The organism is Massilia sp. CCM 8734, from assembly GCF_011682155.1.
In the GTDB taxonomy this organism is placed as follows: domain Bacteria; phylum Pseudomonadota; class Gammaproteobacteria; order Burkholderiales; family Burkholderiaceae_D; genus Telluria_A; species Telluria_A rubra.
Genome location: NZ_WHJI01000163.1, coordinates 1 through 702 on the forward strand (window position 1 = coordinate 1; position 702 = coordinate 702).

Annotated in this window: 1 pseudogene; it reads left to right on the forward strand. The window is 68.9% G+C overall.

The window, feature by feature from the left end:
• Positions 1-702 (forward strand): annotated as a pseudogene (locus F2P46_RS36055) (hypothetical protein); the annotation flags it as partial.

The window sequence follows — 702 nt, forward strand, 5'->3', positions numbered from 1 at the left end:
GACGGCCGCCTGGCTGAACTCATTACTATCGGACACGGTTCGGTGGCGCAACGGGTCAAGGGTGCGGACGGCCAGATGAGCGTGACGCCGGCGGTGCCGGGACGCCGCCTTACCGCTGACGAAGTTGCGGAATTCAACGCGCTCAAGCAAGCCCGCAAGGCGCGCACCGAGATCCCTGCGGAACAACAGGCGGAATTCGCCGCCTTGCTGGCCGAGGAAGAAGCGGCGATCAATGCCAAGTTCGAGCCGGCCAAAGCGGCGGCCACCGAGGCACGCGCCTTGGCCGAGGAAAAGCAGATCGCCGCCATGCTGGAAGAGGACGCGCGTGCTCAGCGCGCCGCAGCCGCCGAGGGCGAGGCGAGGGACGCGCAGACCACCAACGCCATCATCGAGCACGAGCGTGCCGAGCGCGCTGCGGCCAATCGCGCCGCGCTGCGCGCCCAGGTGCTTGCCAACGCCGCCATCCCGGCCGAGCACAAGAAACCCGCCTTCCTGGCAGCCCTCAAGCGCGACGGCTACGTGAACCCGGGCCTGACCACCGAGGATCATGCCGACATCGATGACGCAACCGCCCCAGTTCCCAGTCTGCCAAACGAGCTGGTCGACGCCGTTCCGGAGCGCGTAGCGCCCGTGCCGGTGCCGGCCGCGCCGAACACGCGTGCCGTGGACGACGCGATCGCCGCAGGCATGCGCCTGAAAACG